This window comes from Nocardia sp. NPDC059236 (genome assembly GCF_042754085.1).
Classification (GTDB): Bacteria; Actinomycetota; Actinomycetes; order Mycobacteriales; family Mycobacteriaceae; genus Nocardia.
The window spans coordinates 383,350-410,275 of sequence record NZ_JBHZAF010000008.1; the positions used below are offsets into that span (position 1 = coordinate 383,350).

Here is a 26,926-nt window from a genome sequence, read left to right on the forward strand (position 1 = left end):
GCCCATGTCGAATCCAAATATGTACCGGGTGAGTATAGGTGCCGGCGTGGCAATCCGACCCGCCGTCATCGCAATTCATCGTCGATTGGAATGCGTGTCGTTCCCTATTCGCCACGGCGGTGCGCACCCCGCCGACCCACCGGCGGTACGCCTCGCGAGCGGCCCTCGCCGGGGTTGCCCGCCGCGCGCCGACCGGCTCTGGGAGTGTGACCGCCGTTACCCGGTTCCCGGTCTGCGGTAGCGAGGGATGTGCTCGATTCGGTCCCAGGGAGGTGGCCCCGGTAAAATCGGTGGTTCTTGTGTGCCGCGATGGCGCACACTCGTTCAGTTAACTACCGGCATCCGCTGTACCCGAGGAGAAGCTTGTGATCACCGCGACCGACCTGGAGGTCCGGGCCGGAGTCCGCACCCTGCTGACTGCGCCGGGGTCGGCGCTGCGGGTGCAGGCCGGGGATCGGATCGGGCTGGTGGGGCGCAATGGTGCCGGGAAGACCACCACCCTGCGCATTCTCGCCGGTGAGGGTGAACCCTACGCGGGCAAGGTCATCCGTTCCGGCGAAATCGGCTATCTGCCCCAGGATCCGCGCGAGGGCAACCTCGATGTGCTCGCCAAGGATCGCGTGCTGTCGGCGCGCGGGCTCGACGCCCTGCTGCGCGATATGGAGAAGCAGCAGGCGCTCATGGCCGAGGTCGCCGACGACGCCGAACGTGAGAAGGCCATCCGCAAGTACGGCCGGCTCGAGGAGCGCTTCTCCGCCCTCGGCGGCTACGTGGCCGAGAGCGAGGCCGCCCGGATCTGCCACAGCCTGGGCCTGCCCGACCGGGTGCTGAACCAGCAGCTGCGCACCCTCTCCGGCGGTCAGCGCCGCCGAATCGAATTGGCGCGCATCCTGTTCAGCGCCTCCGACGGCAGTGGCGGCAAGTCCGACACCACGCTGCTGCTGGACGAGCCCACCAACCACCTCGACGCCGACTCCATCACCTGGCTGCGCAGCTTCCTGCAGAACCACGACGGCGGCCTCATCGTCATCTCCCACGATGTCGACCTGCTCGGCGACGTGGTCAACAAGGTGTGGTTCCTCGATGCCGTGCGCGGCGAGGCCGACATCTACAACATGGGCTGGAAGAAGTACCTCGACGCCCGCGCCACCGACGAGCAGCGCCGTGTCCGCGAGCGCGCGAATGCCGAGAAGAAGGCGTCCGCGCTCAAGCAGCAGGCCGCCAAGCTCGGCGCGAAGGCCACGAAAGCCGCTGCGGCACACCAGATGGTCAAGCGCGCCGAGCGCATGCTGGCCGAGGCCGACGAGATCCGGGTGGCCGACAAGGTCGCGCGTATCAAGTTCCCCGAACCGGCTCCCTGCGGCAAGACGCCACTGATGGCCACGAACCTGACCAAGCTCTACGGGTCGCTGGAGATCTTCACCGGCGTGAACCTGGCCATCGACAAGGGCAGCCGGGTCGTGATCCTCGGCCTCAACGGTGCGGGTAAGACCACCATGCTCCGGCTGCTGGCCGGGGTGGAGACCCTGACCGCCGGGCAGATCGAGCCCGGACGCGGCTTGAAAGTCGGATATTTCGCCCAGGAGCACGACACTCTGGACGATCAGGCCACGGTCTGGGAGAACATCCGCCACGCCGCACCCGATGCGGGCGAACAGGATCTGCGCGGTCTGCTCGGCGCGTTCATGTTCTCCGGCCCGCAGCTGGAGCAGCCCGCCGGCACCCTGTCCGGCGGTGAGAAGACCCGCCTGGCACTGGCCGGTCTGGTCTCCTCGGCCGCGAATGTCCTTCTGCTGGACGAACCTACGAACAACCTGGACCCCGTCTCGCGTGAACAGGTGCTCGACGCACTGCGCAGTTACGCGGGTGCGGTCGTACTGGTGACCCACGACCCGGGTGCGGCCGAGGCGCTCAACCCCGAGCGGGTCATCATGCTCCCCGACGGCACCGAGGATCACTGGTCGCAGGACTACCTGGAACTGATCCAGCTGGCGTGAGAATGCGCCTCCCACACGGAAAAACGCGTGGTCGCCAAAAATCGGTGACTCACATCACAGCGTTTCGTTGATCACAGGCATCCGAGTCTCTAACCTGGAATGAGGCGCCCACGGCGACTCGGAGGAAGCCATGAGTGACAGGCCCGCACAGGGTAAAGCCGTATTGGGTAAAGGCACGCGCGTCACCGGGAAATCCCGCGATCGCCTGCAATCCCAGTTGAAGAAGCAGTACGAGGCCGGAGCCAGTATCCGGTCCCTGGCCCGGGAGACCGGGCGGTCGTACGGCTTCATCCACAACGTGCTCGTGGAGTCGCATGCGCAACTCCGCAGCCGGGGCGGTGCGAACCGCCGCAAGGCCGCCAAGGCCGGCAAGTAGCGTCTTTCCCTTTTCCGGGAGTGGATTGCGGGTTCTCGACCGGCGAAAGCCGGTCGACGACTTGCGATTCAGGACGACCAGCCGCGAATTCGGGCGATACGGTGCGATGTTCGACGATTCGCCGCGATGTTCGAGGAAGCGCGATGGCCTGCGGCCGCTAGGGGATCACGGTCCCGTCGCCGAGAACCAGTAGGTTTGCGAGGCTCTGGAAAATCGGCAGACCGGTCTTGATTTCGAGATAGGCGAACTGCCCCTGGGGGTTCACCTCCAGGAAGTAGAACTCGCCGTCGAGACCCACCCGCAGGTCCAGCACGCCGAAAGCCAGTCCCAGCGCGCCCATCAGCGTGGTGAGCGATTTGCTCACCGAGGCGGGCAGGCGGTCGGCGGTGAAGGCCACCGACGTGTCCAGGCGCGAATCCACCCGTCCCACACCGGATTGCGAGTCGATGCGCACCACCCACTCGATGCCGTCCACCCAGACGATGCGCAGATCGCTCTCGGCCTGGATGTAGTCCTGAAAGATGGTGGGGGAGTTGCGGATCGTGGCCAGCCGGTCGAAATCTGCCGGGGTGAACAGCCGGGTCTCGGTGAACGCGCCGCGCCCGGTGCCGGTGCGCTTGTAAACCACTGACCCGGGCCGGGATTCGATGAAGGCGCGCGCCTCGTCGGGATCATTGGTGATGAGGGTCTCCGGGACCGCGAAGCCGGCGCGGTGGGCCGTCTCCAGCTGCACGACCTTGCGGCTCGCGGTGCGGTCGGCCCCGGGGTCGTTGACCCACAGGGCCGGGATCGACCACAGCAGTCCCTGGAGGAAACCGTCGCATTCGGCGCGGCGGTAGGTATCGTCCTCCTCGGACAGACCGGCCGGTACAGCGCAGGGGTGGGGCCGGCGCCACCACACCGAGGTGACGTCGTCCAGCCCGAAGATGTGCGACAGGCTGCGGTAGGAGCCGTCCCCGCCGAGTCGGAAAGTGCCGTTCTCGCGGGGGAAGTCGCGCATATCGAGGCGAATCGGGTTGTGCCCGTGGTGTTTGCGCAGGGTGGCGGCGAGGGCGTCGCCGTGGAGGTCCTCGGCCTCGGTGACGATGAGCACCGATCCCATGGTGCGGGCGGCCATGCGCGCTTCCGTCAGTCCAGGCTGTCGCAGGCGATGCCGTCGTCGCTGCCGAGGTGCGACCGGGTCTGGCAGCAGGTCATGGTGGCCCCGCCGGCACCGGGACGAGTGGCGAGATCCAGTCCGCGGGCCCAGATTTCGGTGAGCTCGCGCAGTTCGTCGTCGCCCCGCGCGGGACTATGGTCCGGCGACAGGGTGAGGGGACGATCGGTGACCTCGACGCGCCGGCGCCGCGTGAAATCGGCAGTGGCGCCGGACCGTACGCGCACCAGCACCGGGCGGCCCTCACAGCTGCCCTGCGCCGTCGCAGCATCCCACCGGGCGATGTCGAGGACATCGGTCCGATGGAAGGTCCAGGTGGTGCCGTCGCCGACACGCACGCTGATACTTCGCTCGGTGGCTGCGACAAGATAGCCCGGTAGCGGAGGCGAGGTGCTGGCGAGGATCGCCGATCCCGTTCGGTGCAGGGCGCCGGTCATGCTGAACTCCGATCTGCTCGGGATTTGCTGCGGGGCCGAGCGTGATCTGAATCATATCCCGCTGGGCACCGAATTCGGTCCGCAACGAAAGATTTCAGCTACTCCGGCAAACTCTGGCCGGTTTTCGGAAACCGCTCCCGCCGAAAGATTTTCGCAGAAAAACCCGGACCGGCCGGTGTGGTCGGCGGCCGATCAGAGACCGAGGATGTCCGGCGAGTCGGCCACCGCCCGCAGGGTCGCACCGGGATCCGCAACCAGTTTGCGGGCGGCGAGATCGAGAATGCCGGAGACGACATCGATCTCCGCCGACACCGTGCCGTCGAGTTTCACAATCTGCTGGCGCATCCGGAAGATCTTGCCGCCGGTCCATTCGAATTCGCAGCTCACCGCGATCTCGTCGCCCAGATGCAATTCGCGCAGGTACTTGACCGTCTGTTCGAGCACCACCGGCCCGATTCCCGCGGCCACCATCTTCTCGCCCGGCAGCCCGCCCGCCCGCAGCAGCTCCCAGCGCGCGTGCTCGGCGTACTGCAGATAGACGGCCTGATTCAGGTGCCCATTGATATCGAGTTCGTACCCGCGGACGGTGATGGGGACAGAGAATGCCATGAACGTACCAACCCGGCTCGCGGCAATGATCATTCCGCGTTTTCGGTGGTCTGTGGCACACCCCCGCCGGCGACCACCGGGCTACTGGGGAGTCAGGACGGCGTTCTCGCGTATAGCGGCAGATTGCCGTGCCGCTCTCGGTGCCGGTGCGTGACCAGCGGATCGGTCATCGTGCCCTGAATTGCGCGCTCGGGATCGTGGCGGTGCAACGGGAACCGACCGGTGTAGCCGGTGTGCCGCACGGCCCGCCGCGGGAATCACGCGATCACCGATGCGGTTCGGCGGATTCCCCTGCGGCAGCGCAGGTTTCACGGTATCGCGGATCCGCGAGGGTGGGCGCGGGGTCAGGCGCGGTTGGCGTTGCGCTCGGCCCACCACTGCGGTGCGTCGATGAAGTGGTTGTCGTATTCCTGCTGGGCGGCCTCGATATCGGCCGGGGTGGCCTCGCCATGGGCGAGCCGCTCGAGGAAGCGGAAGTAGCCGTGGCGTTCGACGCCGGGCATGAGGGCGATGAGGATGCGGGCCGGGCTGTCGGGGGCCGCGCCGAAGGCGTGCGGCATGAACTTGGGGACGACGATCGCGCCGCCCGCGCCGACGGTGACGATCTTGTCCCCGGCCAGGACCTGCAGTTCGCCGTCGGCCACGTAGAACAGCTCGTCGGAGAGGGTGTGGTAGTGCGGCATCGCGCCGTCGGTGCCGCGGGTCATGGTGACCTCGACGGTGCTCACCGACCCGCCCGCCTCGTCGGAGTCGATGAGCAGCCGCACCGAGACGGGCTCGCCGCCGATGATCTCGGCGTCCTGCGGCTGGCGGATGGCGGCGGGGCGGGAAGCGGTGGTCATGTCGAACTCCATGTGATTCGATGGGAGATAATTCGCTACCGAACTATATGCCATCGAATAGAGTGGTGTCCATGGGTGAGAAGAAGACCGACGTCGTGGACGTGATCCAGGAGCAGTGGCGGCGGGAGCGGCCGGACCTGGACGGCGAGGCCATGGCCATCATCGGGCGGCTGGGCCGGCTCACCGTGGTGGCGACCGAGCGGATCGAATCCGTGTTCACGGCACACGGATTGCAGCGCGGCGAGTTCGATGTGCTTGCGACACTGCGACGTTCGGGGGAGCCCTACGAGCTCAACCCCTCCGGCCTCGCGGACACCCTCATGATGTCGCGAGCCGGCATGACCGGCCGGCTGGACCGGCTCGAGAAGGCGGGACTGGTCCGGCGGATCGCCGACCCGGGCGACCGGCGCGCGATCAAGGTCGCGCTCACGGATCGCGGGCTGCACCTCATCGACATCGTCGTCACCGAGCATTTCGAGAACGAAACCCGGATCCTCTCCGCGCTTTCCGACCAGGAGCGCGCGTCCCTCGATCGCATCACCCGGCGCCTGCTGACCGAGCTCGAACGCGAGGGCTGACCCGGGCGCCGGCGCGGGCCGAGGGCCGCACCCTCCGGGAATCGTTTCAATCGCGTTGCGCATAACCGGTGCTCAGCCCGCGATGCGGGACGCGCTCCGCGAGTGACTGTCAAGCGAGCGGATCGGGCTGGGCGCGGCCGTGGGCGATGTCGTGGAACGCGGCGCGCAGCAGTGCGGTGATCCGTTCCGGCGGTGCGTCACTCAGTCCGTCCAGGTGCAGCAGATGGCGGCCGATCACCACGCCGATGGTGAGCGCGCCGAGCAGCCCGGCGCGCAACTCGGCCTCGTCCCCGGCGAGGTGCCCGGCGGCCTGGCGCTGTTGCGCGGCCATGGCCGCGCGCACTTCGCCGGTGGCGTCCGGGTGGGTGAGCATGGACCGAATCGCCGCCAGCGCGTTCACCGGTTCCTCGGTGAGCTTGGCCGCGAGTGCTTTCAGCAGCAGTTCGGCGGCCTGCTCGGGCGTCCCCGTGATCGCCTCCACGTTCCCCACCACCGCGACCTGCGCGAACAGATTCTCCTTCGACCCGAAGTACCGCATCACCAGCGCGGGATCGGTGTCCGCCTCGGCTGCCACGGCGCGAATAGTGGTGCGGTCGTAACCCGATTCGGCGAACAGCCGCCCCGCGGCGGCCAGGATCCGGGCCTCGGTATTCCGACGTTGCTGTGCGCGAGTGGTGGCGGGATCCATTTGTTCAGTCTACGGATGTTGACTCGATTCTCCCCGCAGGCGTAGTTTCGGTCTACCGTTGTTGACTGAAACTGAAGAGGTGCCTCATGTGGTACACGGTGCTGCTGTCCGTTCTTGCCGGAGTCATGGGCGCGAACGCCCTCCCGCACTTCATCAAAGGTCTTGTCGGCGAAGAGTTCCCGAACGTCCTGGGCAACTCGCCCCTGCGGAACGCCCTCGCCGGCTGGCTCGGACTCATCCTCGCCGGCCTGCTGATCCATGCGGCGGAGCTGCCCGCACACCCCTGGCCGGACGTCCTCGGCATTGGTGCCGGAGCGTTGGTGATGGCCGTTTTCCACGGCCGCGGTGGCGCCTATCGCCTGAATGAAGCACTGGGCCTGCCCAATCCGCCCCGCAAGGTCGCGGCGTAACTCACCGAGGGATGATCTCAGTGCCCGGCGACCTACGGGTTCGTCACTGCTTACGGCGGACCGAGGCTTCCACCAGGTCGAGGACGGCTTCGAGGTTGTCGTTGGCGTGGCCGGAGGCGATGCGGGCGATGAGGCCGTCGAGGACCAGGTCGAGGTAGCCGAGGAGGACTTCGGTGGGGACATCGTCGCGCAGGGCGCCGGCGGCCTTGCGGCGTTCCAGGCGGGCGACGGTGGCGGCGGTGAGCTCCTCGGAGCGTTCTTCCCAGTTGGCCCGGAATTCGGGGTCGTTGCGCAGGCGGCGGGCGATCTCCAGGCGGGTGCCCAGCCAGTCGAAATCCTCTGGGCGGGCCAGCATATCGCGCATGACCTGGATCAGGCCCTGGGTGGCCGCGACCTCGGCCATGCGGCCGGCGTCCTCCTGGGCCAGGGCCAGGAACAGGGCGTCCTTGTCGCGGAAGTGGTGGAAGATCGCGCCCCGCGACAGACTGGTCGCTTCCTCCAGTCGACGCACGGTGGCGCCCTCGTAGCCGAACTCGGCGAAGCAGCGGCGGGCTCCGTCGAGAATCTGGCTGCGCCGGGCGGCGAGGTGATCGTCACTGACCTTGGGCACTGGCTCCTCCGAAACGTGTTGTGCGGGTTCTCCTTATCGATCTTGCGACCAAATCGGGGAACCCGCACGAGCGACGAGCGAAGCGGCCCGGGAGCGGGCCGCGTGGCGGGCGGCGGACCTGCGACAATCGCGAGATCCACCGCCTGCCACCACGTCCCGGCTTCGAAACAGCCCTTCGAAACCGAGGCGGTATCGCGGTGACTAGCCGCGAATCATGTTGCGCAGCACGTACTGCAGGATGCCGCCGTTGCGGTAGTAGTCCGCCTCACCGGGGGTGTCGATGCGGACGACCGCGTCGAAGACGACCTTCTCGCCGTTCTCCTTGGTGGCGGTCACCTTCATGGTCTTCGGAGTCACACCCTCGTTCAGCTTGGTGATGCCCTCGATGTCGAAGACCTCGGTGCCGTCCAGGCCCAGCGACGCGGCGGACTGGCCGGCCGGGAACTGCAGCGGCACAACGCCCATGCCGATCAGGTTCGAGCGGTGGATGCGCTCGAACGACTCGGTGATGACAGCCTTGACGCCCAGCAGACGGGTGCCCTTGGCGGCCCAGTCACGCGAGGAACCCGAGCCGTACTCCTTGCCGCCCAGCACGACCAGCGGGATGCCCGCGGCCTGGTAGTTCTGCGAGGCGTCGTAGATGAAGGCCTGCGGGCCGCCGTCCTGGGTGAAGTCGCGGGTGTAGCCACCCGAGACGTCGTCCAGCAGCTGGTTGCGCAGACGGATGTTGGCGAAGGTGCCGCGGATCATCACCTCGTGGTTACCACGACGCGAGCCCAGCGAGTTGTAGTCCTTGCGCGCAACGCCATTGGCGTCCAGGTACTGCGCGGCCGGGGTGCCCGGCTTGATCGGACCGGCGGGGGAGATGTGGTCGGTGGTGACCGAGTCGCCCAGCAGCGCCAGCACGCGCGCGCCCTTGATGTCCTCGACCGGGGCCGGCTCCATCTCCATGCCGTCGAAGTACGGCGCCTTGCGGACGTAGGTCGACTTGTCGTCCCACGCGAAGGTGTCGCCCTCGGGGGTGTTCAGACCCTGCCAGCGCTCGTCGCCCGTGAAGACGGTGGCGTAGGACTTGGTGAACATCTCCTTGTTGATCGCCGACTTGATGGTGTCGTCGATCTCCTGCGGGGACGGCCAGATGTCCTTCAGGAAGACGTCGTTGCCGTTCTGGTCCTTGCCCAGGGCGTCGGTCTCGAAGTCGAAGTCCATGGTGCCCGCGAGCGCGTACGCGATGACCAGCGGCGGGGAGGCCAGGTAGTTCATCTTCACGTCGGGGGAGATACGACCCTCGAAGTTGCGGTTACCCGACAGCACGGCGGTGACCGACAGGTCGTTGTCGTTGATCGCGGCCGAGATCTGCTCCGGCAGCGGGCCGGTGTTACCGATGCAGGTGGTGCAGCCGAAGCCACCCACGTAGAAGCCCAGCTTCTCCAGGTACGGCCACAGGCCGGCCTTCTCGTAGTAGTCGGCGACGACCTGCGAGCCCGGAGCCATGTTGGTCTTGACCCACGGCTTGGACGCGAGGCCCTTCTCGACGGCGTTGCGGGCGAGCAGCGCGGCGCCGATCATGACCGACGGGTTCGAGGTGTTGGTGCAGGAGGTGATGCCCGCGACCACGACGGCGCCGTGATCCAGCACGAACTCACCGCGCTCGGGGTCCGAAACCTTGACCGGCTTGGACGGACGCCCGGCATTGCCGTTGGCGGCGTTCGGGACAACGTTCTCGTCGAAGGCGGTGCCGGAGGCGACCGGATCGCTGGCCGGGAAGGACTCCTCGAGGGCCTCGTCCAGCGCGGTGTGCGGAACCGGGTCGTTGGTGTAGCTGCGGATGTCCTTGCGGAAGGCGGTCTTGCTCTCCGACAACAGGATCCGGTCCTGCGGGCGCTTCGGGCCGGCGATGGACGGCACCACGGTGCCCAGGTCCAGCTCCAGGTACTCCGAGTACGCGGGCTCGTTGGCCGCGTCGTGCCACATGCCCTGCTCCTTGGCGTACGCCTCGACGAGCGCGAGCTGCTCGTCGCTGCGGCCGGTCAGGCGCAGGTAGTTGATGGTCTCCTCGTCGATCGGGAAGATCGCGGCGGTGGAGCCGAATTCGGGGCTCATGTTGCCCAGGGTGGCGCGGTTGGCCAGCGGCACCTCGGCCACGCCGGCGCCGTAGAACTCGACGAACTTGCCGACCACACCGTGCTTGCGCAGCATGTCGGTGACGGTGAGCACGACGTCGGTGGCGGTCACGCCCGGCTTGATCTCACCGGTCAGCTTGAAGCCGACGACCCGCGGGATCAGCATGGAGACCGGCTGGCCCAGCATGGCGGCCTCGGCCTCGATGCCGCCGACGCCCCAGCCCAGCACGCCCAGGCCGTTGACCATGGTGGTGTGCGAGTCGGTGCCGACGCAGGTGTCGGGGTAGGCCTGGCCGTTGCGGACCATGACGGTCGGAGCCAGGTACTCGATGTTGACCTGGTGCACGATGCCCATGCCCGGCGGGACGACGCGGAAGTCGTCGAAGGCGCCCTGGCCCCAGCGCAGGAACTGGTAGCGCTCGGAGTTGCGCTCGTACTCGAGGTCGACGTTGCGCTCGAGGGCGTCGGCGCGGCCGAACACGTCGAGGATGACCGAGTGGTCGATGACCATGTCGGCGGGGGAGAGCGGGTTGACCTTGTTCGGGTCGCCGCCGAGGGTGGTGACGGCCTCACGCATGGTGGCCAGGTCGACCACACAGGGGACACCGGTGAAGTCCTGCATGATCACGCGGGCGGGCGTGAACTGGATCTCGGTGTCGGGCTCGGCCGACGGATCCCAGCTGGCGATGGCGCGGATGTGGTCGGCGGTGATGTTCGCGCCGTCCTCGGTGCGAAGCAGGTTCTCCGCGAGGACCTTCAGGGCGTAGGGCAGCTTCTCGGTGCCGGGCACGGCCGAGAGGCGGAAGATCTCGTAAGAGTTGCTTCCGACCTCGAGGGTGCCCTTGGCGCCGAAGGTATCGATACTCGTCACGTTCAGCTCCACTCGTCTGTGAATGGGAGGGCCACCGGCGGGGCTGTGCCGATGGCTCGTCGAGGCGCGGGCCTCGTCCGTTTTCCGACATTAACAGTACGCTTGTCCTGTGAGCACATCGGGGGGGCGGGTTATCGGGCCGTCGGGCCCGGGATTCCGCCCAGCGCGAGACACGATTTCGCGCAATCGGTGAGGTGACTTGCACGGCGCGGTGAGGTGATATGACACGCCGTCCCGTACCCTGCGTTTCGTGACCGCTCCGCACTCCTCGGTTTTCACGCCCGCGAAGGCGGAACTACCGCCGAACACCGACCTGAATGCCATCATCGCCGATCTCGCCGATGATCATGTCGCCGCCCCCACCGGACACGATCAGGAGGCCCTCGCCGCCATCGCCGCCGACGCGCGTGAGCACGGTGTTCAGCTCGACATCATTGTGGTGCAGGGCAATCCGGGGATCGAGGCGAACCTGCGCGATCTGGCCAACGAGGTCGGCAAGATCGAGCACGGCACCGTGGTGGTCTTCAGCGACGACTGGGTGGGCACCTACAGCGACCAGTTCACCCGCGGGCACCTGGAGTGGGCCGAGGACAAGGCCAAGTACCGCGGCCCCGAGCACACCACCGACGCCGCGCGGGTTTTCGTGGATCGGCTCGAGCAGCCGGAGACCGTCTCGTGGACGGTGATCACGCTGGTCATCCTGGGTGTGCTGATCGCGACGATCGGCGGGTTGTACGCGGTGAAGGTGCGGCGCGGGCAGCGGCCGGCGGGTGCGCCGACGCCGGTCGGGTAGCGCGTTCGCGCTGGGAGGCGGTGTCTCCGTTCGGGGTTCGGGTTCGTCCCGGGCCCCTTTTTTCATGCCCGGATCGGGGTGTGCCGGGTCCGGTTCGTCCGCGACGCGCCGAAAACGTACCGAGTGTCGCGTGTTGTGACGCATGGTGATTGTGGGATTTACCTGCAACTTCTTGGCTACCAGCGAATTACATGCATGTGATTGTGGCGTGCCTGACCGGCGGGATCCTGGACGTGCCGTACGGTTTCGCGATGGCACGGTTGGGGATGCTGTGCCGGATGGGACTCCAGGGAGGTGCGATGCGACGACCGGCGAAGCGATTACGACGCCCGGTGCGGGTCGCTACGGAGTTGCTCGTAGCGCTCATCGTGCTGGCATTGCCCATGGCCGGCGGGCACGCGGTACCACCGCCGCCCCCCAACCCCAGCGACAGCGACCTCAATGCCGCGGGCGCCCAGGTCGACGCCGGCGTCGGCGAGGTCGGCGCCCTCATCAACCAGGTGGCCGCCGCCGAACAGCAGCTGCAGCAGCTCGACGACGCGGTCGCCGGTCGCCGCGAGGCCGTCAACAAGGCCCTGGTGGATCTGCAGATGGCCCGCGACGCCGCCGACACCGCCGCCGGCGCCGTCACCCGGTGCCAGCAGGATCTGGCCGACGCCGGCGCGAAAGTCGATACCGCGCACGGGAATTTCGACCAGTACGTCGCCCAGGTCTACATGCGCCCCGGCTCCACCTCACTGGTCAGCTATCTGGCCGCGCCCAGCCCCGAGATCGCGCTCAACCGCGCCCAGGTGCTGACCATCGCCTCCAAGAACCAGCAGCAGGTGGTCGACGGCCTGCGCCACGCCCAGATCGACCAGGCCAACAAGACCTCCGCCGCCAAACAGGCCCAGCAGGCCGCCGACGCCGCCGCGGCCGACGCCGCAGCCAAGAAGACCGAGGCCCAGAACGCGGTCACGGCCGCCCAGGCCGAACTCGACCAGCAGAACATCCGCCGCAACGACCTTGTCGGGCAGCGTGATTCGGCCCAGCAGCGGCTGGACGCGGCCCGCGCCAACGTCGCGGGCCTGCAGAGCCAGCGCGACACCTTCGTCGCCTGGGACCAGCAGCGCAAGGCCGAGGAGGCCGCGGCCCGCGCCGCCGCCGTGGCCGCCGCCGCCCGCGTGGCCGCCGACCGCGCCGCCGCCGACCGCGCCAGCCAGGTCGGCCAGGGCCACCGCCCGCACGTAGTACAGGACACCTCACCCCCACCGAAGCGCTCCATCCAGCCCAGCCGGCCACCGGGCTCCAACTCTCAGCTCATCGAGACCGTGGTCGACCGTGCCATGTCCCAGCTGGGCGTCGTCTACGCCTGGGGCGGCGGCGACGAGGACGGCCCCACCCTCGGCATCCGCGACGGCGGCACCGCCGACAGCTACGGCGACTACAACAAGACCGGCTTCGACTGCTCCGGCCTGATGATCTACGCCTTCGCCGGCATCGGCGTCTCCCTGCCCCACTACTCCGGCTACCAATACACCATGGGCACAAGGGTTCCCGTCGCACAACGCGCCCGCGGCGACATGCTCTTCTGGGGCCCCGGCGGCAGCGAACACGTCGCCCTCTACCTCGGCAACAACAAGATGATCGAGGCCCCCCAAAGCGGCGAGGTCGTCCGCGTAGCCGCCGTCCGCGAAGACGGCATCATGCCCTACGCCGTCCGCATCGTCACCTGACCCCCGCCGTCGTCGTTGTATGTTCTCACGGCTGAGTTCGCCCTTCTCAGCCGCAGTTCGGCACATGTGCGTTTGCGAACGCCTTATGAGAAGCCACGTCCGTACGCGTTGGTGCTGCGGTTGTTTGCCGCCTTGGTGGAGGCGCTGGTTCGGCGCGACCAGCCATAGCCGTTTTCTGATTCAGTAGCAGCGGTTCGGGGTGGGCTGCCTGCGAGTTGGTCGGAGATGTCGCTCCCCCTGCGGCCTGATCGCGGTGCTGCGGTACACGATCAGAGGCTTGACGTCCCAGGCCCTGTGGGATTCCTCTTGGAGGAATCTCACAAAAACTTGTTCGCAGCTCCGTATCGATTTCCAGCTTCCGGTACCAGTCGGCCTGTATACCTTTGACGGCGGTAGGGAGCGAAAGTCTTTGAGCCGCAAGTTGGTTCAATAGGGGCTTTTTCCACTGTCGTCGCGATGACATCTTCGCAGGTTGACGACGACTGACGCTTGCTGCTTCTGGTTGGCTGTTCAATCCAACAGGCCGCGTGGCGAAGATGCTCGATCAGCATCTCGTCTGGCGTCCACGGATGAACCGCCGCAATCAACACAACGGGAAGGGGTTGGCCATGGCTGCCACCGAAACTGAGATCGTCGCCGGCATCGCTGAGATCGTCGAAGAAGTGACCGGCATCGACGCCGGTGAAGTAACGATCGAGAAGTCCTTCGTCGACGACCTCGACATCGACTCGCTGTCACTGGTCGAAATCGCGGTGCAACTCGAGGACAAGTATGGCGTCAAGATCCCGGACGAAGACCTGACCAGCCTGCGGACCGTGGGCGACGCTGTCACCTACGTCCAGAAGATGGCGGCCGAAAACACCGACCTCGCAGCGGAATTGGAGTCGAAGTACAAGGAATCCCACGGCGAGTAGGCAAACAACGTGACTAATCCTTTCAGCAAGGACGGGGCCTTCCCCGACGTCGTGGTGACCAGTCTCGCGGCGACCACCTCGATCGCGGGCGACGTCGATGCGACGTGGAAGGGTCTGCTCAACTGCGAGAGCGGCATCGACGTTCTGAATGACGACTTCATCGAGGACTACGGTCTCCCGGTTCGTATCGGCGGACACCTGAAGGTGTCGCCGGATACGTTGTTGAGCCGGGTCGAGATCCGCCGTATGGCTTATGTCGAGCGACTGGCCACTGTGCTCGGTCGCGAGGTCTGGCGGAACGCTGGTGCCCCGGAGGTCGATCCGCTGCGACTCGGAGTGGCCATCGGAACCGGCCTCGGTGGTGCAGACGCACTCATCGACTCGAACGAGAAGCTGAAGAATGGCGGCTACCGCAAGGTCTCGCCGTTGGCTGTTCAGATGATCATGCCGAATGGGCCCGCCGCCGTTGTCGGACTGGAACTGGGTGCGAAAGCGGGTGTGATTACACCGGTTTCGGCCTGTTCGTCGGGTGCTGAGGCGATCGCCAACGCATGGCGGATGATCGTTATGGGTGACGCGGATATGGTCGTGACCGGCGGTGTCGAGGGCTACATCGATGCTGTTCCGATCGCGACCTTCTCGATGATGCGCGCCATGAGTACACGCAACGATGACCCGAAGGGGGCCTCGCGCCCATTCGACCGGGACCGCGACGGTTTCGTGTTCGGCGAAGCGGGTGCGCTCATGGTCATCGAAACCGAAGAGCATGCGAAGGCGCGCGGGGCCCGCATCCACGCTCGGCTGATGGGCGCGGGCGTGACCTCCGACGGTTTTCATCTCGTGGCCTCGGATCCGGAAGGCACCGGCATCGCCCGTGCCATGCAGCGAGCGATCCAGACCGCGGGACTGTCCGCGCGCGATATCACGCATGTGAATGCGCACGCGACGGCCACGTCCATCGGCGATGTCTCTGAGGCGAAAGCGATTCACAAGGCGGACGTTTCGCATGCTTCGGTGTATGCGCCCAAGTCCGCCCTGGGGCATTCGATCGGTGCTGTCGGCGCGCTCGAATCGGTGCTCACGGTCCTCAGCATCCGAGACGGGGTCGTCCCGCCCACGCTGAACCTGGAGAACCAGGATCCAGAGATTGACCTTGACGTGGTGCACGGTGAGGCGCGCCGTCAGGACATCGAGTACGCGATCAACAACTGCTTTGCCTTCGGCGGACACAACGTCGCGCTCGCGTTTGGCCGGTACTGACAGCTTCGTTGCGATCAGAGGTCAACGGTCCCGGCAGGGCATCGAACGATTCGTACAGGAAACCCTGCCGGGGCCTGGTGACCTGAGGCTGGACACAGCCACAGCACTTTGGCTGATTCCCACAAGGTTTGGAGGAATTCGTATGGCCGCGGGACCGCGCGCCCGACTAATCACGAACATCATCAGCACCGTGCAAGAACACGGTGTGCACGGTGTCGCGCTGACCGACCTGTTCGAGCAGAGCAACACGTCCCCAGACGCGCTGTATCACCACTTCCCGTTCGGCAAGGGCCAACTCGTGGAGATAGCGGCGAAATCCATATCCCGGATCGGGTACTCGCACGTGAGCAGACTCGCCGACACGCTCGCCACCGCCGCTTCACTGGAAGACTGGCTCGATGAACTGTTCGCCTTCTGGCGGTTTCCCTTGGAGTCCACCGATTATCGGGCGGGTTCGTTCATGATGGCCGCCGCAGTTGACGGGCTGGATCCGGATGTGCAGTTCGCCGCCGGCCGGTCGTTCGCCGAATGGACCGCGCGGCTCGCCGACGGACTCATTGCTGCCGGAATTGAACAAACGAAGGCGTGCTCGCTGGCCGGATTCCTGCTGTCGTCGATCGAAGGCGCCGTGGTTCAGAGCCGCGCCCTCAAATCCAGCCACCCGTTCGATGACAGTCGAACTCAGCTCGCCGATCTGATCCGGTATCACCTGGCCACTCGCTGATAGTCGAACCGATTCGGACCTCGCGGACCCTAAAGCGGTGTACTTCCCAACGATTCGTGAGTGTCGTGGGCAGGCCCCGGTGCGCGCACGCTTGGGACGGCTGCGTCGGCACGTGCCGGATCTGCTGCTGGAACACGCTGATGGCAGGTTGACGGTGTTGGATGTGAAATCGCCTGCCCGCGTGAACGATCCGAATCCGGAGGAGGGGTGCCGGGTTCCGGTGGCAACGGTGCCATCGAACCTATCCTGTCGTGCGTGCGGCGCGGCCTGCACGGCGCGACAGTTCAGCGAAGGCGTCACGTAGCGGATCCGGGCCTACGACCTCGATTTCGGTGTCGAAACGCGCCAGTGTCGCTGCTAGTGCCGCCCAGGACCAGGAGCCGGTCAGCAGCCTGGTTCGGGTGGGGCCGAGTTCCTCGGCGATGCCGTCGGCGGCGAAGGGGGCCACCCGGGTGGCGGGGAGATCGAGGATCACCTCGCCCTGGCATGGCCAGGTGTTCGCGTTCTCGGAGCCTTTGAAGCGGGCGGAGAGGAAGGTGGCGATGTCGCCGCCTGGCAGTTGCCGGGGGGCGAAGCGCGGCCCGTTGGGGGTACGAAGTGTCATCCGGTCGGTGCGGTAGATACGCCAGTCCGAACGCTGCGGGTTCCATCCGATGAGGTACCAGCGTCCACTGTGGACCACGAGGTGATGGGGCTGCACTCGTCGCGGCGGCTGCGGATCGGTGTCGTGCGGCGGTATCGGCGACTGGTAGTCGAACCGCAGTTCCTCTCTGGATCGGATGGCCGCGCTCAGCGCGAGCAGGACTTGGGGGTCGGCCCGGCGCGCGGCTGGTTCGACGGCCGTGATTTCGAGCATGTCGATGCGCTGGCGTAGGCGGGAAGGCAGAACCTGGCGGACGGTCGTCAGCGCTCGTGCCGCAGCCTCTTCGATACCGGCCCCGGTCCCGGCCGCGATCCGCAATGCCACGGCCAGCGCGACGGCCTGCTCGTCATCGAACAGCAGCGGCGGCAGTTCGATGCCCGCTTCGAGCCGGTAGCCGCCCTCGGGTCCCTTGACCGCCCGGACGAGGTAGCCGAGCTCGCGCAGGCGATCGACGTCGCGGCGCACCGTGCGTTCGCTGACACCGAGCCGCTGGGCGAGCAGGCCTCCCGGCCAGTTACGGCGGACCTGCAGCAGCGACAGCAGCGAGAGCAGGCGGCGGGAGGTCACCGTCGAGGAGGCGGTCGGCATGGTGGCCAGACTGCCACAGGTAGCGGACGTTCCCTGTCCGGTATTGCTGACAAGGTGGCTCTCGTCGCGGGAAAGACCTCGCGTCGAAACCACTTGTGAAGGGAACCGAATCACCATGTCGGTAAACGCTGTTGCCCACCTCAACTTCCACGGCCAGGCTCGTGCGGCCCTGGAGTTCTACCAGTCGGTGTTCGGCGGGCAACTCTCTGTGGCCACCTACGGTGACTTCGGAATGCCCGCCGAGTTGCCGGACGCCACCAAGGTCGTGTTCGGCCAGGTCATCGCCGACAACGGATTCCGGGTCATGGCCTACGACGTGCCCGGTGAGAACGCGCCGGCCGCCCAGGGCGCGACCATCACCCGCCGTGAGAACGGCACTACCATCACCACGGAGCCGTTCTTCCTCTCCGTGCGGGGTGACACCGTCGAGGAGGTCGGCGCGTTGTGGGAACGCCTCGCGGCCGGTGGGGCGGTCATCGAGGAATTCGGTCCGGCCCAGTGGGCGCCCGGCTTCGGGATGCTGCGCGATCGCTTCGGTATCACCTGGATTCTCGATGTCGCGCTAGTGGCCCAGTAACAGTCCCCAGATCGCCGAACCCGGTCATGACTGGGAGGTCGACCCGACCGTGCCGGAAGGAAACCATTCCACGCCAAAGGAATTCGTCGACGACGCTCGCACACGACAAGTGCTCTCCGATGTCCGGCCACATGGTTCGGTCGGCGTCACCTCCCACGGCGACGACGTGGTGTTCCTTCCCCTGAAAGACACTCCTCCTCGCCGAGCCCACCACCTCGCAATGCGGATCCGTTCTCTGCGCATTCGTTCGGTCAAGGCCCCAGCATGATTTTGCGAGGGCGACAGGCAGTTCCGACCAAGAATCAGCAGAGAGCGGGCGGCGAGGCCGGATCGGCTGTCGAGGCCCCACAAGGGTGCGTCGCACCCGAGTGGGGCACACTTCAACACACCTCGAGTGGGTCGACCCGCTCGGCACCTGTCGGTCCAGCTGATGCGGGCTCGCTAATGTGTGGAGATGAGCGATTGGCGCAACGACCGGATCGGCAGCGCCTTGCGTGGGGCGAATCCGACAGTGATGTGTCGGCTCACGGCCGGGTTCGCCGTCATCGGTGATACTCAGTTCCTGCCCGGCTATTCGCTGCTGCTGACCGATGATCCTGCGGTGCAACGCCTTTCCGAGTTGTCGCGCCCGCGGCGTGCTGCGTTTCTTGCCGATATGGATCGGTTGGGGGAGGCGGTCGAGCGGGCGTGTACGCGGCTGGATCCGGCCTTCCGGCGGGTGAATCTGGAGATCCTCGGCAACACCGATGCCTTTCTGCACGTTCACGTGTGGCCGCGATTCGATTGGGAGCCAGACGATCTGGTGGGCGGCCCGGTGTGGCTCTATCCGCCCGATCGGTGGACCGATGAGCGCTACGCACTCGGCACACGCCATGACCAGATCCGGCAGGCGATCACCGGCGAGCTGCATAGGCTGTCCGCCTGAGAGCGGCGCACCCTCGCCTACGTTCGTATCGGCGAGCTCGATGACCAGCCGACATTCGGTCTCGCGAAAAACTCTTGTCCCGCTTGGTGTTCGGGCCTCCCGGAACCGCTTGCCCGGTCCGCGACTCACAAGGTGGGGAGATTTGCCGATGGTGAAAAGCATTCAATACCAGATCGGACATGAACAGGACCGTCCTGGTAATTACACGCTTCGGTGACTGATGCTGGGCGTAAGCGATACGGCGATGCCAGGCCGGCGGATATCGGGATGCGGAGTCTGTGGCGACACCGGCGAGGTAGATGGAATGTTCCTGTGTACATCGACTTCGACTGTGTTGGGCGTGACAATTGGATTGCTGGTAAGAGCGTTCTGGTCGGAAGTCGATGCGGGCGGAGACGGTTTGCGGCTCGCCAGGCGGTGGGTTGGGGGAGTCCGGCGCATACGGCGCCGATCGGTATTGCCGGCGGTGGAGACAGACGTTTTTGCGTGTGCGGACGACGTGGATTCGGTTCACACGGAAGGAGCTCACGATGCCTACTACTGTTTACGGCGCCGCGACCACGGCGGCCGAGATCGTCGCCGATATTGATCTTCATGGTCGGCGTGTCGTCGTCACCGGCGCGAGTTCGGGAATCGGTACCGAGACCGCCCGGGCGCTGGCCTCCGCGGGTGCGGAGGTGACCCTGGCGGTACGGAATGTAGAGGCCGGCAGGAAAGTTGCGGACGAGATCGGCGAGAAGCTGCCGGGCGGGGCGGGTGGGGTGCACGTGGCCCGGTTGGATCTGGCCGATCCTGGGTCGGTGGCCGATTTCGGGCGTGCCTGGAACGGACCATTGCACGTGTTGGTCAACAACGCCGGTGTGATGGCCCTGCCTCAACTCACCCGCACCCCGGCCGGGTATGAAATGCAATTCGCTACCAATCATCTCGGTCACTTCGCATTGACGACCAGCTTGCACCGGTCGCTGGCCGCCGCCGGCGGTGCCCGGGTGGTCTGCGTGGCCTCGATCGGGCATTTGTTCTCGCCGGTGGTCTTCGACGATCTGCATTACCGGTTCCGCCCGTATGACCGGTGGACGTCGTATGGCCAGTCGAAGTCGGCCAATATTTTGTTCGCTGTCGGTGCTGCACGGCGTTGGGCCGATGACGGTGTCACGGTCAATGCGTTGATGCCTGGCAATATCGCCAGCACCGCGTTGGCGCGTCATATGAGTCCGGGCGACCTCGAGGCTTTCGGGGAGCAGACCGATCTGTCGTTGCCGCCGGTGAAGACGGTCGAGCAGGGTGCCGCAACGTCGGTGCTGCTCGCCGCCAGCCCTCAGGTGGAGGGCGTTACGGGTCGCTACTACGAGGATTGCGCTCCGGCTCCGGAGATCAGCGAACGCGCCGGCCACACCGGTGGGGTCGCGCCCTATGCACTCGATCCGGACAATGCCGAGCGTCTCTGGCGGGTCTCGGAGGAACTGACCCGATGATTTCGAGGTTGATCCTGCCCGGGAAACCTCGATGACGCGCCCTCATGAACTACGTGAGCACCTGGAAGCGGATGGGTTTCACCGACGCCGACCTCACCCGGCCCGGCAGCGACAGGTTCATCGACGCCCTGGTCGCCTACGGCACCCCCGACGACATCGCCGACCGGCTGGGCGAGCATCTGCGGGCCGGCGCCGACCACGTCGTGATCCACGTGCTCGGCGGCTCGGACCAGCTGTTGCCGACGTTGACCGGGCTGGCCGGCGCGCTGGGGCTGACTCCACGGCCATGACCTCTCGCGATGTTTCCCGACAGGTCTACGTCATTCAACGGATTCCGGACGGGGCGGTGCAGCCACAACTTCGTCCTTTCCCGGGTGCCGATCGGGTCCCGAGAGCAGGAGGTATCCGAGTGCGAGTAGATGTGCATGCCCACTATTGGACCGACGACTATCTCGACCTGCTGGTCGAACTGGGCAAGACCGACACCGATACCCAGCGCGGCATGGGTGCCGGCGGGGGCACCGAACTCGAGGCGCGGCTGCGGCTGATGGACCGCGCCGGAGTGGATATGGAGATTCTGTCGGCGGCACCTCAGCTGCCCAATGGCCAAAACGACGAAAAGGTCGTTGCCGCAGCACGCTTCGTGAACGACCAGTACGCCGATGTGGTGGCGCGCCACCCGGATCGGTTCCTGGCCTTCGCGACGACGCCCATGCCACATATCGACGAGTCGATCGCCGAACTCGGCCGCGCGATCGACGAATTGGGCATGGTCGGAGCCGTCATGAACACCACGGTGCTCGGACGGGCCCTGGTCGACCCGGAATTCGCGCCGGTGTTCGCCGAACTCGATCGCCGCGGCGCGGTGCTGTACCTGCACCCCGCGGGCAACAGCGCGTGCAGTCCGCTGATCGCGGACTATCACCTGACCTGGATGGTCGGTGCGCCGATCGAGGACACGATCAGCGTCATGCAGTTGATCACCCACGGATTTCCGGTGCGCTACCCGAACATCAAGGTGATCAACTCGCATCTGGGTGGAGCCCTGCCGATGCTGTTGCAACGGGCCGACAACCAATACCGTTGGGAGGCACCGGAAACCCCGGACCTGCCGAGCACTCTGGCCCGCCGGATGTGGTACGACACCGTTGGGCACGGCCATCTGCCGGCCTTGCGTGCCGCCATCGACTCCTTCGGCGCCGACCGACTGATCCTGGGCACCGACTTTCCCTACGAGGCCGACGACATCTTCGTCCGCGCCGTCGACTACATCAACAGCCCCGACATCGCCGCCGCCGCTGCGAAGGCGATCCTGGAAACCAACGCCGAACACCTTTTCCGCATCTCTCGTCGACATGGCTGACTGCACCGGCCAGGGGAGAGCGGGTGCCCGTCATCATTTGCCCACGTCGAAGGTGCCAGTTATGCGGTCGCAGCGGATGCGGCGATGCCGGACAGTATGAGACGGATGCCGAGTTCGAAGCGATGTTCTGGCGATGAGCCGAGGATTACCGGGAAGGCTTGTGCCGTCAGTGGAAACGTTGCGGGGTCGATGACGGCGTTCAGTTCTTCGAGGTGAGTATCGCCGGAGGCTTGCCGAAACTGTTCCAGCGCTTGCTCTTCGATGCAGAAGCCGACGATGAAGTGACGTAGCAAGGCGGTGGGCAGTGCGGCGTCGGGGATCGGGAGCCCCCCGTCTCGCCAGGCGCGCAGCACCGATTCGGTCACCTGGAACGTCGCGGGGTCGGCGGCGAAGGTACCGGCGAAAACCCTTGCCCCGTCGCGGTGTTCGAGCAAGGTGCGGCGCAGGGCGACGGCCCAGTTCATGATTCGGTCCTGCCAGGGCGCGTCGGGGTCCAGGGTGGCCATCCGGGTCGCGGCGTCCGCGCTCATCGTCACCGCCATCGTCCGGAAGATGTCCTGCTTGGATTTGACGTGCCAGTACAGCGTGGGCGCTCGCACCCCGAGTTCGGCGGCGAGTTCACGCATGGTGACGCCCTCGATGCCCGACTTGTCCAGCAGCTTCAGGCCGGCGCGCGCGATCACATCCCGGTTGAGTTTCTCGACCACTTGGCCAGTCTAACAATGTTCGAGTATTCTCTAACAGTGTTAGAGAGCGTCGAATGATTCGGAGGGACACGGATGTCTACCGAGAACCCGAGGCCGATCATCGTGGCGGGAGCCGGCCCGACGGGCCTGACCCTCGCAACCGAATTGCGGCGCGGCGGCGCCGAGGTACTCCTGCTGGACCGCCGGGCGAATCGCGGCGTGGACGGATCGCGGGCCGCGGGGATGCAGCCGCGCACGGTCGAAATGCTCGACCAGCGCGGCATCGCCGAACGGTTCCTGGCCGTCGGCCCGCCACGCGACCTGGGGAACTTCGCGGGCATCCGACTCGACTACACCCGGCTTCCGAGCCGCCACCCCGGCGCCTACAACATCATGCAATCCGAGACCGAGGAACTCCTCGAAGGCGTGGCGGCGGAACTCGGCGTGCAGGTGCGCTGGTCCGCGGAGGTCACGGGGCTGCGTCAGGACGCCGATGGCGTCGAGGTCACCGTCGACGGGCCAGATGGTCACGAAACCCTGTGCGGCAGTTACCTGGTGGGCTGCGACGGCGGTCGCAGCACGGTCCGCAAGCTGAGCGGGGTGGGATTTCCCGGCACCGACGCGCGGATGGTGTGCCTGATCGGCGACGTCGCCCTCGCCGAGCCTCCGCGGCAGCCGATGTTCCTCGAACGGTTCGAAGGCGGCCTGTTCACAGTGATCCAGTTCCGGCCGGGTTGGTACCGGGTGGTCACCACCGAACGTGAGCGCGCCGCGGGCCCCGGCGATCCGGTCACCCTCGACGAGCTTCGCGCCTCCACCCTCAGGGTTGCGGGCACCGACTTCGGAATGCACAGTCCCACATGGCTTTCCCACTTCAACGATGCCAACCGCCAGGCCGACCGCTACCGGGTGGGGCGGGTCCTGCTGGCCGGGGACGCCGCGCACATCCACCTTCCGGCCGGTGGGCAGGGCATGAATATGGGCATGCAGGACGCCTTCAACCTCGGCTGGAAACTCGCAGCGGTGGTGCGCGGCGACGCCCCCGACGCACTGCTCGACACCTACCACGACGAGCGCCATGCCGCTGACGCCGAGACCTTGAAACTGATTCGGGCGCAATCGACTTTGGTCCAGCCCGACCCGATGCTGGGCGACCTCGTGGACGTCCTGACCGACCTCGTCGGCTTCGGCGATGTCAACACCTACCTCAGCGCCAAGCTGTCCGGGCTCGACCTCCGGTATCCGATGCCCGGCGACCACCCACTGCTGGGACGCCGCGTCCCCGACGCGGACATCAGCTCCGCGGCAGGCGACAAGCGAATCTTCGACCTGCTCGTCACGGCACGCCCTGTCCTGCTCGCCTTTTCGAACACGGCGGAGCTGACCGCATTCGCGACCGGCTGGGCGGACCGAATCGACATCGTCACGGCCGACCGTGTGAACGAATCCTGGGACGTGCCCGGCATCGGGACCATCCCGGCACCGTCGGCGCTGCTGATCCGACCGGACGGATATGTGGCGTGGGTCGGTGACGGCGCCCCGAATCTCGCCGCCCTACAGCGAGCACTCGGGCGCTGGTGCGGCCCCGCACTCCATCACGCTTGACCCCGGAGGCCACCGTACGTGTTCGGACCGACGAGGTGCATCACCTCGATCGGGTGATTCGGGGTGACGGCGGCGGGTGACTGTCTCGTCACCGGTCTCGAAGTGCCTCGGGCAGTCGGCGACGGGCCGGACGCCGCGGCCGCGCTCACTCATTCGGGTGAGTGCGACAGCTACGTCGACTGCTGCAAAGTGGGCACATGCCGAGCGCCCAGCAACCAGCGAAGCGGTTACAGACCGGGAATGGACGCGAGGGAGGTTCGATGACCAGGACGCACATAATCGTGCTGCCCGGCGGTGGATACGCCGAACACGCACCACACGAGGGAGAACCGGTTGCCGACTGGCTGCGCTCCATCGACGTCCAGGCAAGCGTCTTCCGGTATCCGCTCAATGTCCGGCACCCGGTTCCATTGAGGGCTCTACGCGCCGAGATCCGGCGCCGACGGGCCGAGGGCGCACAACGAGTCGGGGTCGTCGGATTCTCCGCTGGCGGCCATCTGGCCGGAATGGCTGCGTTGGCGCCCGGCGCGGACACCGACGAAGCGGTTCAGTTCGCCGTGCTCGGCTATCCGATCACGTCGATGGAGACCGAGACCTACCGTCCTTCCCGGCTGATCCTGCTCGGCGAGGATGCCGGCCCGGAACTACGCCGGTCGACCTCGCTGGACGCCCTCGTTACGCCGCAATCACCGCCGTTTTTCATCTGGCACACCGCAGAGGACGCCTACGTACCGCCCGAACACACCTACCGATTGGCGTCTGCATTGGCCGCGAACGACGTACCCCATGCAGTGCATGTGTTCCCGCATGGCCCCCATAGCCTCGGCCTGGCACGCGGTGCCGGTGACGCCGCGATCTGGACCACGCTGGCCCGTCACTGGATCCATGAACAAGTGAGAGCCTGAAGGCAATCTCCGATGGCAGGCTTCGCGACCGAGTACCAACCGTGATCGATTACACGCGACCGAACTGGCCACCGTCGCAGCGAAATTCGGCGGCGCCGCCAAGGTCGCACTCACCAACTTCGGCAAAGGGCGGCATCGTGCTGATCGTGTCCCCATTCGCCTCCATCACCGCCCTGGCCCTGGTCACCGGCTGGTGGCTGATCGTGCTCGGTGTTATGGAGGCCATCCATGCCGTCCAAATGCGCCGCGCCACCAACTGACCGCGGGCTCACACGAATTCGCGGCGCTGCGCGATGCCGAGGGCGGCCCAGCCCACCGGAACGTTGAGCCAGAAACTGAGCAACCGGTAGACGAGCACGGCCGAGGTGGCCGCGCCGGCGGCCGCCCCAAGCGCGGTGAGCCCCCGCGATGAGCGCGGCCTCGAGCGCGCCGAGCCCGCCCGGTGTGGGCGCGGCGTTCGCCAGCAGACGAGCGCCGATGTACACCGCGCCCACCTCTACGAACGGCAGATCGACCCCGAACGCGTGCAAACACAGTGCCAGACCGGCCATTTGCACGAGCGGCAGACCGAGCCCGCCCACCACGCAGCGTGCGAGCTCGACCGGGTCGGCGGCGATCGCAGCGATCGCGTCGGCCGCAGAGCGCAGGAACCGCCAGACCTTCTCGCGCAGGAACCGCCGGCCCGGCCCGGTCATCGCCAAACCCACCCCGGCAACAATGAGGACGAGCAGGACCGGCAGCAGCTCGCCGGCGGTAGGCAACTGCAGATGCACCTGGCCGCCGCGTCCGGTCCAGGCGAAGAAGACGACGGCCACGACCACCGAACCGAGCCCATTGAGCAGAGTCTGCAACCCGACCGAGGCGGTCGCCGCCCCGGCGTCGACTCCGGCCTTCTGCAGGAACCGCAGATTCAGCGCCATGCCCCCCACATTGCTCGGAGTTATCCGGTTGAGAAACGACGCAGCGAACTGGACGGTGTAGTTGGGCAGGAACGGCAGTCGCTCCGGAATCGTGCCGGATTGCAGCATCGTCGAGAAGAGTTGTGAGACAAAGGTCGTCGGCAGCGCGGCCAGGACCCACCACCAGTCGGCGGTGCGCAGGGCAGCGACGGCGGCCCCGGCGTTCGACAGCTGCGGCAGGATCAGATGCAGGACGAGAAATCCGCCCGCGAGACCCAGCGCCTGCTTCCACGTGAACCGGGCAAGCGGCGCCGGTTTCTGCTCCGGGGCGTTCGTTGCGGATCGCACGTGCGCGGCCAGGTCGCGCAGCAGGCTCGGGCGTCCGCCCGGACGTAAGGTCCGGCGTCGCTCCGACGCACGTGCCGCGCGTGTTTCGGCTCGATCCCGGTCGGTGACCGCGCGCCGTGTCGAGCTCGTCAATGCCAGCGGCTGGAGATACGGCGTGACGGTGGCCAGCCGCTCCGGACCGAGTCCGGTGAGCGCGGCGGCGACGGCACGCTCCGGTCCGACCTGAATCGCGGTGGCGGCCAGCAACTCCGCCACATCGGACCCGAGTTGTCGTGTCGTCGCCGCGAGCTGTCCCCGGGCGAAGGCGGTCAGTCGCGTGCGTCCATCCGGTGTCACCAGCACATGGTCGGGCCGCAGGGCGCGGTGGGCGATGCGATGCTCCTGCAAGCGCGCGACCGAGGTCCAGACGTCGGCCACTGTCCTGGCCTGCTTCCCGCCAGCGCGAGATCGGTGAGCAGCCAAGCGATCAGCACGCCGAGCCCGGCCGCGGGGAGTATCCGCCCCAGCGCGTCCCAACGCTGCCGGGTGCGGACCGCCCACAGCGCGGTCAGCGGTGCGGCGATGGCGAGGACCTGCGCGATTCCCACGAGCGCGTCGCGCAGTCCCGGGGGCAGCGCGGTCACGGCCTGCAGCAGTCCCGGCTGCGAGGTCTGCGCGAAATAGCGTGTCGCGGTGGCCAATACGACCGTTACCGTCAGTACGGCGACGGCTGCTGCCAGTCGAAGGGCATCGGCCGCGCGGCGGACGTGGCCCGGTGGCGGGGCGTCGATCACCGGTGGGACATCGGCGACAGTCCGGGTCGGCATGCA

General features: G+C 66.8%; 26 protein-coding genes and 2 pseudogenes. 17 read left to right on the plus strand and 11 right to left on the minus strand.

The features are described 5' to 3' along the window. Window positions 1-365: 365 nt before the first annotated feature. Together ACFXIV_RS23315 and ACFXIV_RS23320 are read left to right on the plus strand one after the other, a co-directional pair. Window positions 366-1,997 (plus strand): ABC-F family ATP-binding cassette domain-containing protein, encoded by a 1,632-nt coding sequence (locus ACFXIV_RS23315; RefSeq protein ID WP_354845378.1) that lies wholly within the window; start codon window positions 366-368, stop codon window positions 1,995-1,997. 130 nt (window positions 1,998-2,127) lie between these two features. Then, window positions 2,128-2,373: a helix-turn-helix domain-containing protein gene (locus tag ACFXIV_RS23320; protein ID WP_379395817.1), complete on the plus strand. Its 246-nt coding sequence runs from the start codon at window positions 2,128-2,130 to the stop codon at window positions 2,371-2,373. Window positions 2,374-2,530: 157 nt separating this feature from the next. Here the strand turns inward: ACFXIV_RS23320 and ACFXIV_RS23325 are convergent, their stop codons facing one another. The 4 genes from ACFXIV_RS23325 to ACFXIV_RS23340 all read right to left on the minus strand — a co-directional run bounded on the left by ACFXIV_RS23325 (window position 2,531) and on the right by ACFXIV_RS23340 (window position 5,417). Continuing rightward, window positions 2,531-3,490 carry a hypothetical protein gene (locus ACFXIV_RS23325; protein WP_379395815.1) on the minus strand — a complete coding sequence of 320 codons (960 nt, stop codon included), beginning with the start codon at window positions 3,488-3,490 and terminating at the stop codon, window positions 2,531-2,533. Between the two features lie 11 nt (window positions 3,491-3,501). Then, the gene (locus ACFXIV_RS23330) at window positions 3,502-3,966 is read right to left on the minus strand and encodes a hypothetical protein (protein ID WP_379395813.1); all 465 of its coding nucleotides are present in this window, start codon (window positions 3,964-3,966) and stop codon (window positions 3,502-3,504) included. A gap of 192 nt (window positions 3,967-4,158) precedes the next feature. Then, complete coding sequence (locus tag ACFXIV_RS23335) at window positions 4,159-4,575, minus strand: acyl-CoA thioesterase (RefSeq protein ID WP_379395811.1); 417 nt, start codon at window positions 4,573-4,575, stop codon at window positions 4,159-4,161. A gap of 344 nt (window positions 4,576-4,919) precedes the next feature. Next, on the minus strand, window positions 4,920-5,417 hold the full coding sequence (locus ACFXIV_RS23340) for a cupin domain-containing protein (protein ID WP_379395809.1): 498 nt from the start codon (window positions 5,415-5,417) through the stop codon (window positions 4,920-4,922). Window positions 5,418-5,488: 71 nt separating this feature from the next. Between ACFXIV_RS23340 and ACFXIV_RS23345 the strand changes: the two genes are divergently transcribed. Beyond that, window positions 5,489-5,995, plus strand: a complete 507-nt coding sequence (locus ACFXIV_RS23345) for a MarR family winged helix-turn-helix transcriptional regulator (RefSeq protein WP_379395807.1) — start codon at window positions 5,489-5,491, stop codon at window positions 5,993-5,995. 109 nt (window positions 5,996-6,104) lie between these two features. Here ACFXIV_RS23345 and ACFXIV_RS23350 read toward each other — a convergent pair whose 3' ends face one another. Beyond that, window positions 6,105-6,683, minus strand: a complete 579-nt coding sequence (locus ACFXIV_RS23350; RefSeq protein WP_379395805.1) for a TetR family transcriptional regulator — start codon at window positions 6,681-6,683, stop codon at window positions 6,105-6,107. Between the two features lie 86 nt (window positions 6,684-6,769). Here ACFXIV_RS23350 and ACFXIV_RS23355 point away from each other — a divergent pair, with 86 nt between their 5' ends. After that, the gene (locus ACFXIV_RS23355) at window positions 6,770-7,093 is read left to right on the plus strand and encodes a hypothetical protein (RefSeq protein WP_379395803.1); all 324 of its coding nucleotides are present in this window, start codon (window positions 6,770-6,772) and stop codon (window positions 7,091-7,093) included. A gap of 43 nt (window positions 7,094-7,136) precedes the next feature. Here ACFXIV_RS23355 and ACFXIV_RS23360 read toward each other — a convergent pair whose 3' ends face one another. Together ACFXIV_RS23360 and ACFXIV_RS23365 are read right to left on the minus strand one after the other, a co-directional pair. Next, window positions 7,137-7,703 (minus strand): TetR/AcrR family transcriptional regulator, encoded by a 567-nt coding sequence (locus ACFXIV_RS23360; protein ID WP_379395801.1) that lies wholly within the window; start codon window positions 7,701-7,703, stop codon window positions 7,137-7,139. A 201-nt stretch (window positions 7,704-7,904) separates the two neighbouring features. Next, window positions 7,905-10,697 (minus strand): aconitate hydratase, encoded by a 2,793-nt coding sequence (locus ACFXIV_RS23365; protein ID WP_379395799.1) that lies wholly within the window; start codon window positions 10,695-10,697, stop codon window positions 7,905-7,907. Window positions 10,698-10,947: 250 nt separating this feature from the next. Here ACFXIV_RS23365 and ACFXIV_RS23370 point away from each other — a divergent pair, with 250 nt between their 5' ends. From ACFXIV_RS23370 to ACFXIV_RS23390, 5 genes are all read left to right on the plus strand, one after another. After that, complete coding sequence (locus ACFXIV_RS23370; RefSeq protein WP_379395797.1) at window positions 10,948-11,490, plus strand: DUF6676 family protein; 543 nt, start codon at window positions 10,948-10,950, stop codon at window positions 11,488-11,490. 299 nt (window positions 11,491-11,789) lie between these two features. Then, entirely contained in the window at window positions 11,790-13,205 is a 1,416-nt protein-coding gene (locus ACFXIV_RS23375) for an NlpC/P60 family protein (protein ID WP_379395795.1), read from the plus strand. Window positions 13,206-13,813: 608 nt separating this feature from the next. Further along, a complete protein-coding gene (gene acpM, locus ACFXIV_RS23380; protein ID WP_379388513.1) occupies window positions 13,814-14,119 on the plus strand; it encodes a meromycolate extension acyl carrier protein AcpM in 306 nt (101 codons plus the stop codon). Window positions 14,120-14,128: 9 nt separating this feature from the next. Then, complete coding sequence (locus tag ACFXIV_RS23385; RefSeq protein ID WP_379395793.1) at window positions 14,129-15,379, plus strand: KasA/KasB family beta-ketoacyl-ACP synthase; 1,251 nt, start codon at window positions 14,129-14,131, stop codon at window positions 15,377-15,379. Next, on the plus strand, window positions 15,366-16,103 hold the full coding sequence (locus ACFXIV_RS23390) for a TetR/AcrR family transcriptional regulator (RefSeq protein WP_379395792.1): 738 nt from the start codon (window positions 15,366-15,368) through the stop codon (window positions 16,101-16,103). The genes ACFXIV_RS23385 and ACFXIV_RS23390 overlap by 14 nt, the downstream gene beginning before the upstream one ends. Before the next feature lie 241 nt (window positions 16,104-16,344). Here the strand turns inward: ACFXIV_RS23390 and ACFXIV_RS23395 are convergent, their stop codons facing one another. Beyond that, a complete protein-coding gene (locus tag ACFXIV_RS23395; RefSeq protein ID WP_379395790.1) occupies window positions 16,345-17,334 on the minus strand; it encodes a helix-turn-helix transcriptional regulator in 990 nt (329 codons plus the stop codon). A 115-nt stretch (window positions 17,335-17,449) separates the two neighbouring features. Here ACFXIV_RS23395 and ACFXIV_RS23400 point away from each other — a divergent pair, with 115 nt between their 5' ends. From ACFXIV_RS23400 to ACFXIV_RS23420, 5 genes and pseudogenes are all read left to right on the plus strand, one after another. Next, window positions 17,450-17,911: a VOC family protein gene (locus ACFXIV_RS23400; protein ID WP_379395788.1), complete on the plus strand. Its 462-nt coding sequence runs from the start codon at window positions 17,450-17,452 to the stop codon at window positions 17,909-17,911. A 454-nt stretch (window positions 17,912-18,365) separates the two neighbouring features. Continuing rightward, a complete protein-coding gene (locus ACFXIV_RS23405) occupies window positions 18,366-18,836 on the plus strand; it encodes an HIT family protein (RefSeq protein WP_379395786.1) in 471 nt (156 codons plus the stop codon). A 383-nt stretch (window positions 18,837-19,219) separates the two neighbouring features. Next, window positions 19,220-20,311 (plus strand): SDR family NAD(P)-dependent oxidoreductase, encoded by a 1,092-nt coding sequence (locus ACFXIV_RS23410; RefSeq protein ID WP_379395784.1) that lies wholly within the window; start codon window positions 19,220-19,222, stop codon window positions 20,309-20,311. A 41-nt stretch (window positions 20,312-20,352) separates the two neighbouring features. Next, a pseudogene (locus tag ACFXIV_RS23415) lies at window positions 20,353-20,601 on the plus strand (LLM class F420-dependent oxidoreductase); the annotation flags it as partial. Window positions 20,602-20,720: 119 nt separating this feature from the next. Further along, window positions 20,721-21,674, plus strand: coding sequence for an amidohydrolase family protein (locus ACFXIV_RS23420; protein ID WP_379395782.1), 954 nt, complete (start codon window positions 20,721-20,723; stop codon window positions 21,672-21,674). A 59-nt stretch (window positions 21,675-21,733) separates the two neighbouring features. Here ACFXIV_RS23420 and ACFXIV_RS23425 read toward each other — a convergent pair whose 3' ends face one another. Continuing rightward, window positions 21,734-22,381: a TetR/AcrR family transcriptional regulator C-terminal domain-containing protein gene (locus ACFXIV_RS23425; RefSeq protein WP_379395780.1), complete on the minus strand. Its 648-nt coding sequence runs from the start codon at window positions 22,379-22,381 to the stop codon at window positions 21,734-21,736. Window positions 22,382-22,453: 72 nt separating this feature from the next. On the opposite strand from ACFXIV_RS23425, the gene ACFXIV_RS23430 reads away from it, so the two are divergent. The 3 genes from ACFXIV_RS23430 to ACFXIV_RS23440 all read left to right on the plus strand — a co-directional run bounded on the left by ACFXIV_RS23430 (window position 22,454) and on the right by ACFXIV_RS23440 (window position 25,130). Further along, entirely contained in the window at window positions 22,454-23,965 is a 1,512-nt protein-coding gene (locus tag ACFXIV_RS23430) for an FAD-dependent monooxygenase (protein ID WP_379395778.1), read from the plus strand. Between the two features lie 197 nt (window positions 23,966-24,162). Continuing rightward, window positions 24,163-24,870: an alpha/beta hydrolase gene (locus ACFXIV_RS23435; protein WP_379421324.1), complete on the plus strand. Its 708-nt coding sequence runs from the start codon at window positions 24,163-24,165 to the stop codon at window positions 24,868-24,870. A 146-nt stretch (window positions 24,871-25,016) separates the two neighbouring features. Continuing rightward, window positions 25,017-25,130 carry a DUF308 domain-containing protein gene (locus tag ACFXIV_RS23440; protein WP_379421328.1) on the plus strand — a complete coding sequence of 38 codons (114 nt, stop codon included), beginning with the start codon at window positions 25,017-25,019 and terminating at the stop codon, window positions 25,128-25,130. Window positions 25,131-25,280: 150 nt separating this feature from the next. Here ACFXIV_RS23440 and ACFXIV_RS23445 read toward each other — a convergent pair. Together ACFXIV_RS23445 and ACFXIV_RS23450 are read right to left on the minus strand one after the other, a co-directional pair. Then, window positions 25,281-26,534: pseudogene (locus ACFXIV_RS23445) on the minus strand (lysylphosphatidylglycerol synthase domain-containing protein); the annotation flags it as partial. Beyond that, window positions 26,450-26,923 carry a hypothetical protein gene (locus ACFXIV_RS23450; protein ID WP_379395772.1) on the minus strand — a complete coding sequence of 158 codons (474 nt, stop codon included), beginning with the start codon at window positions 26,921-26,923 and terminating at the stop codon, window positions 26,450-26,452. The pseudogene ACFXIV_RS23445 and the gene ACFXIV_RS23450, both read right to left, overlap by 85 nt. Window positions 26,924-26,926: the final 3 nt, after the last annotated feature.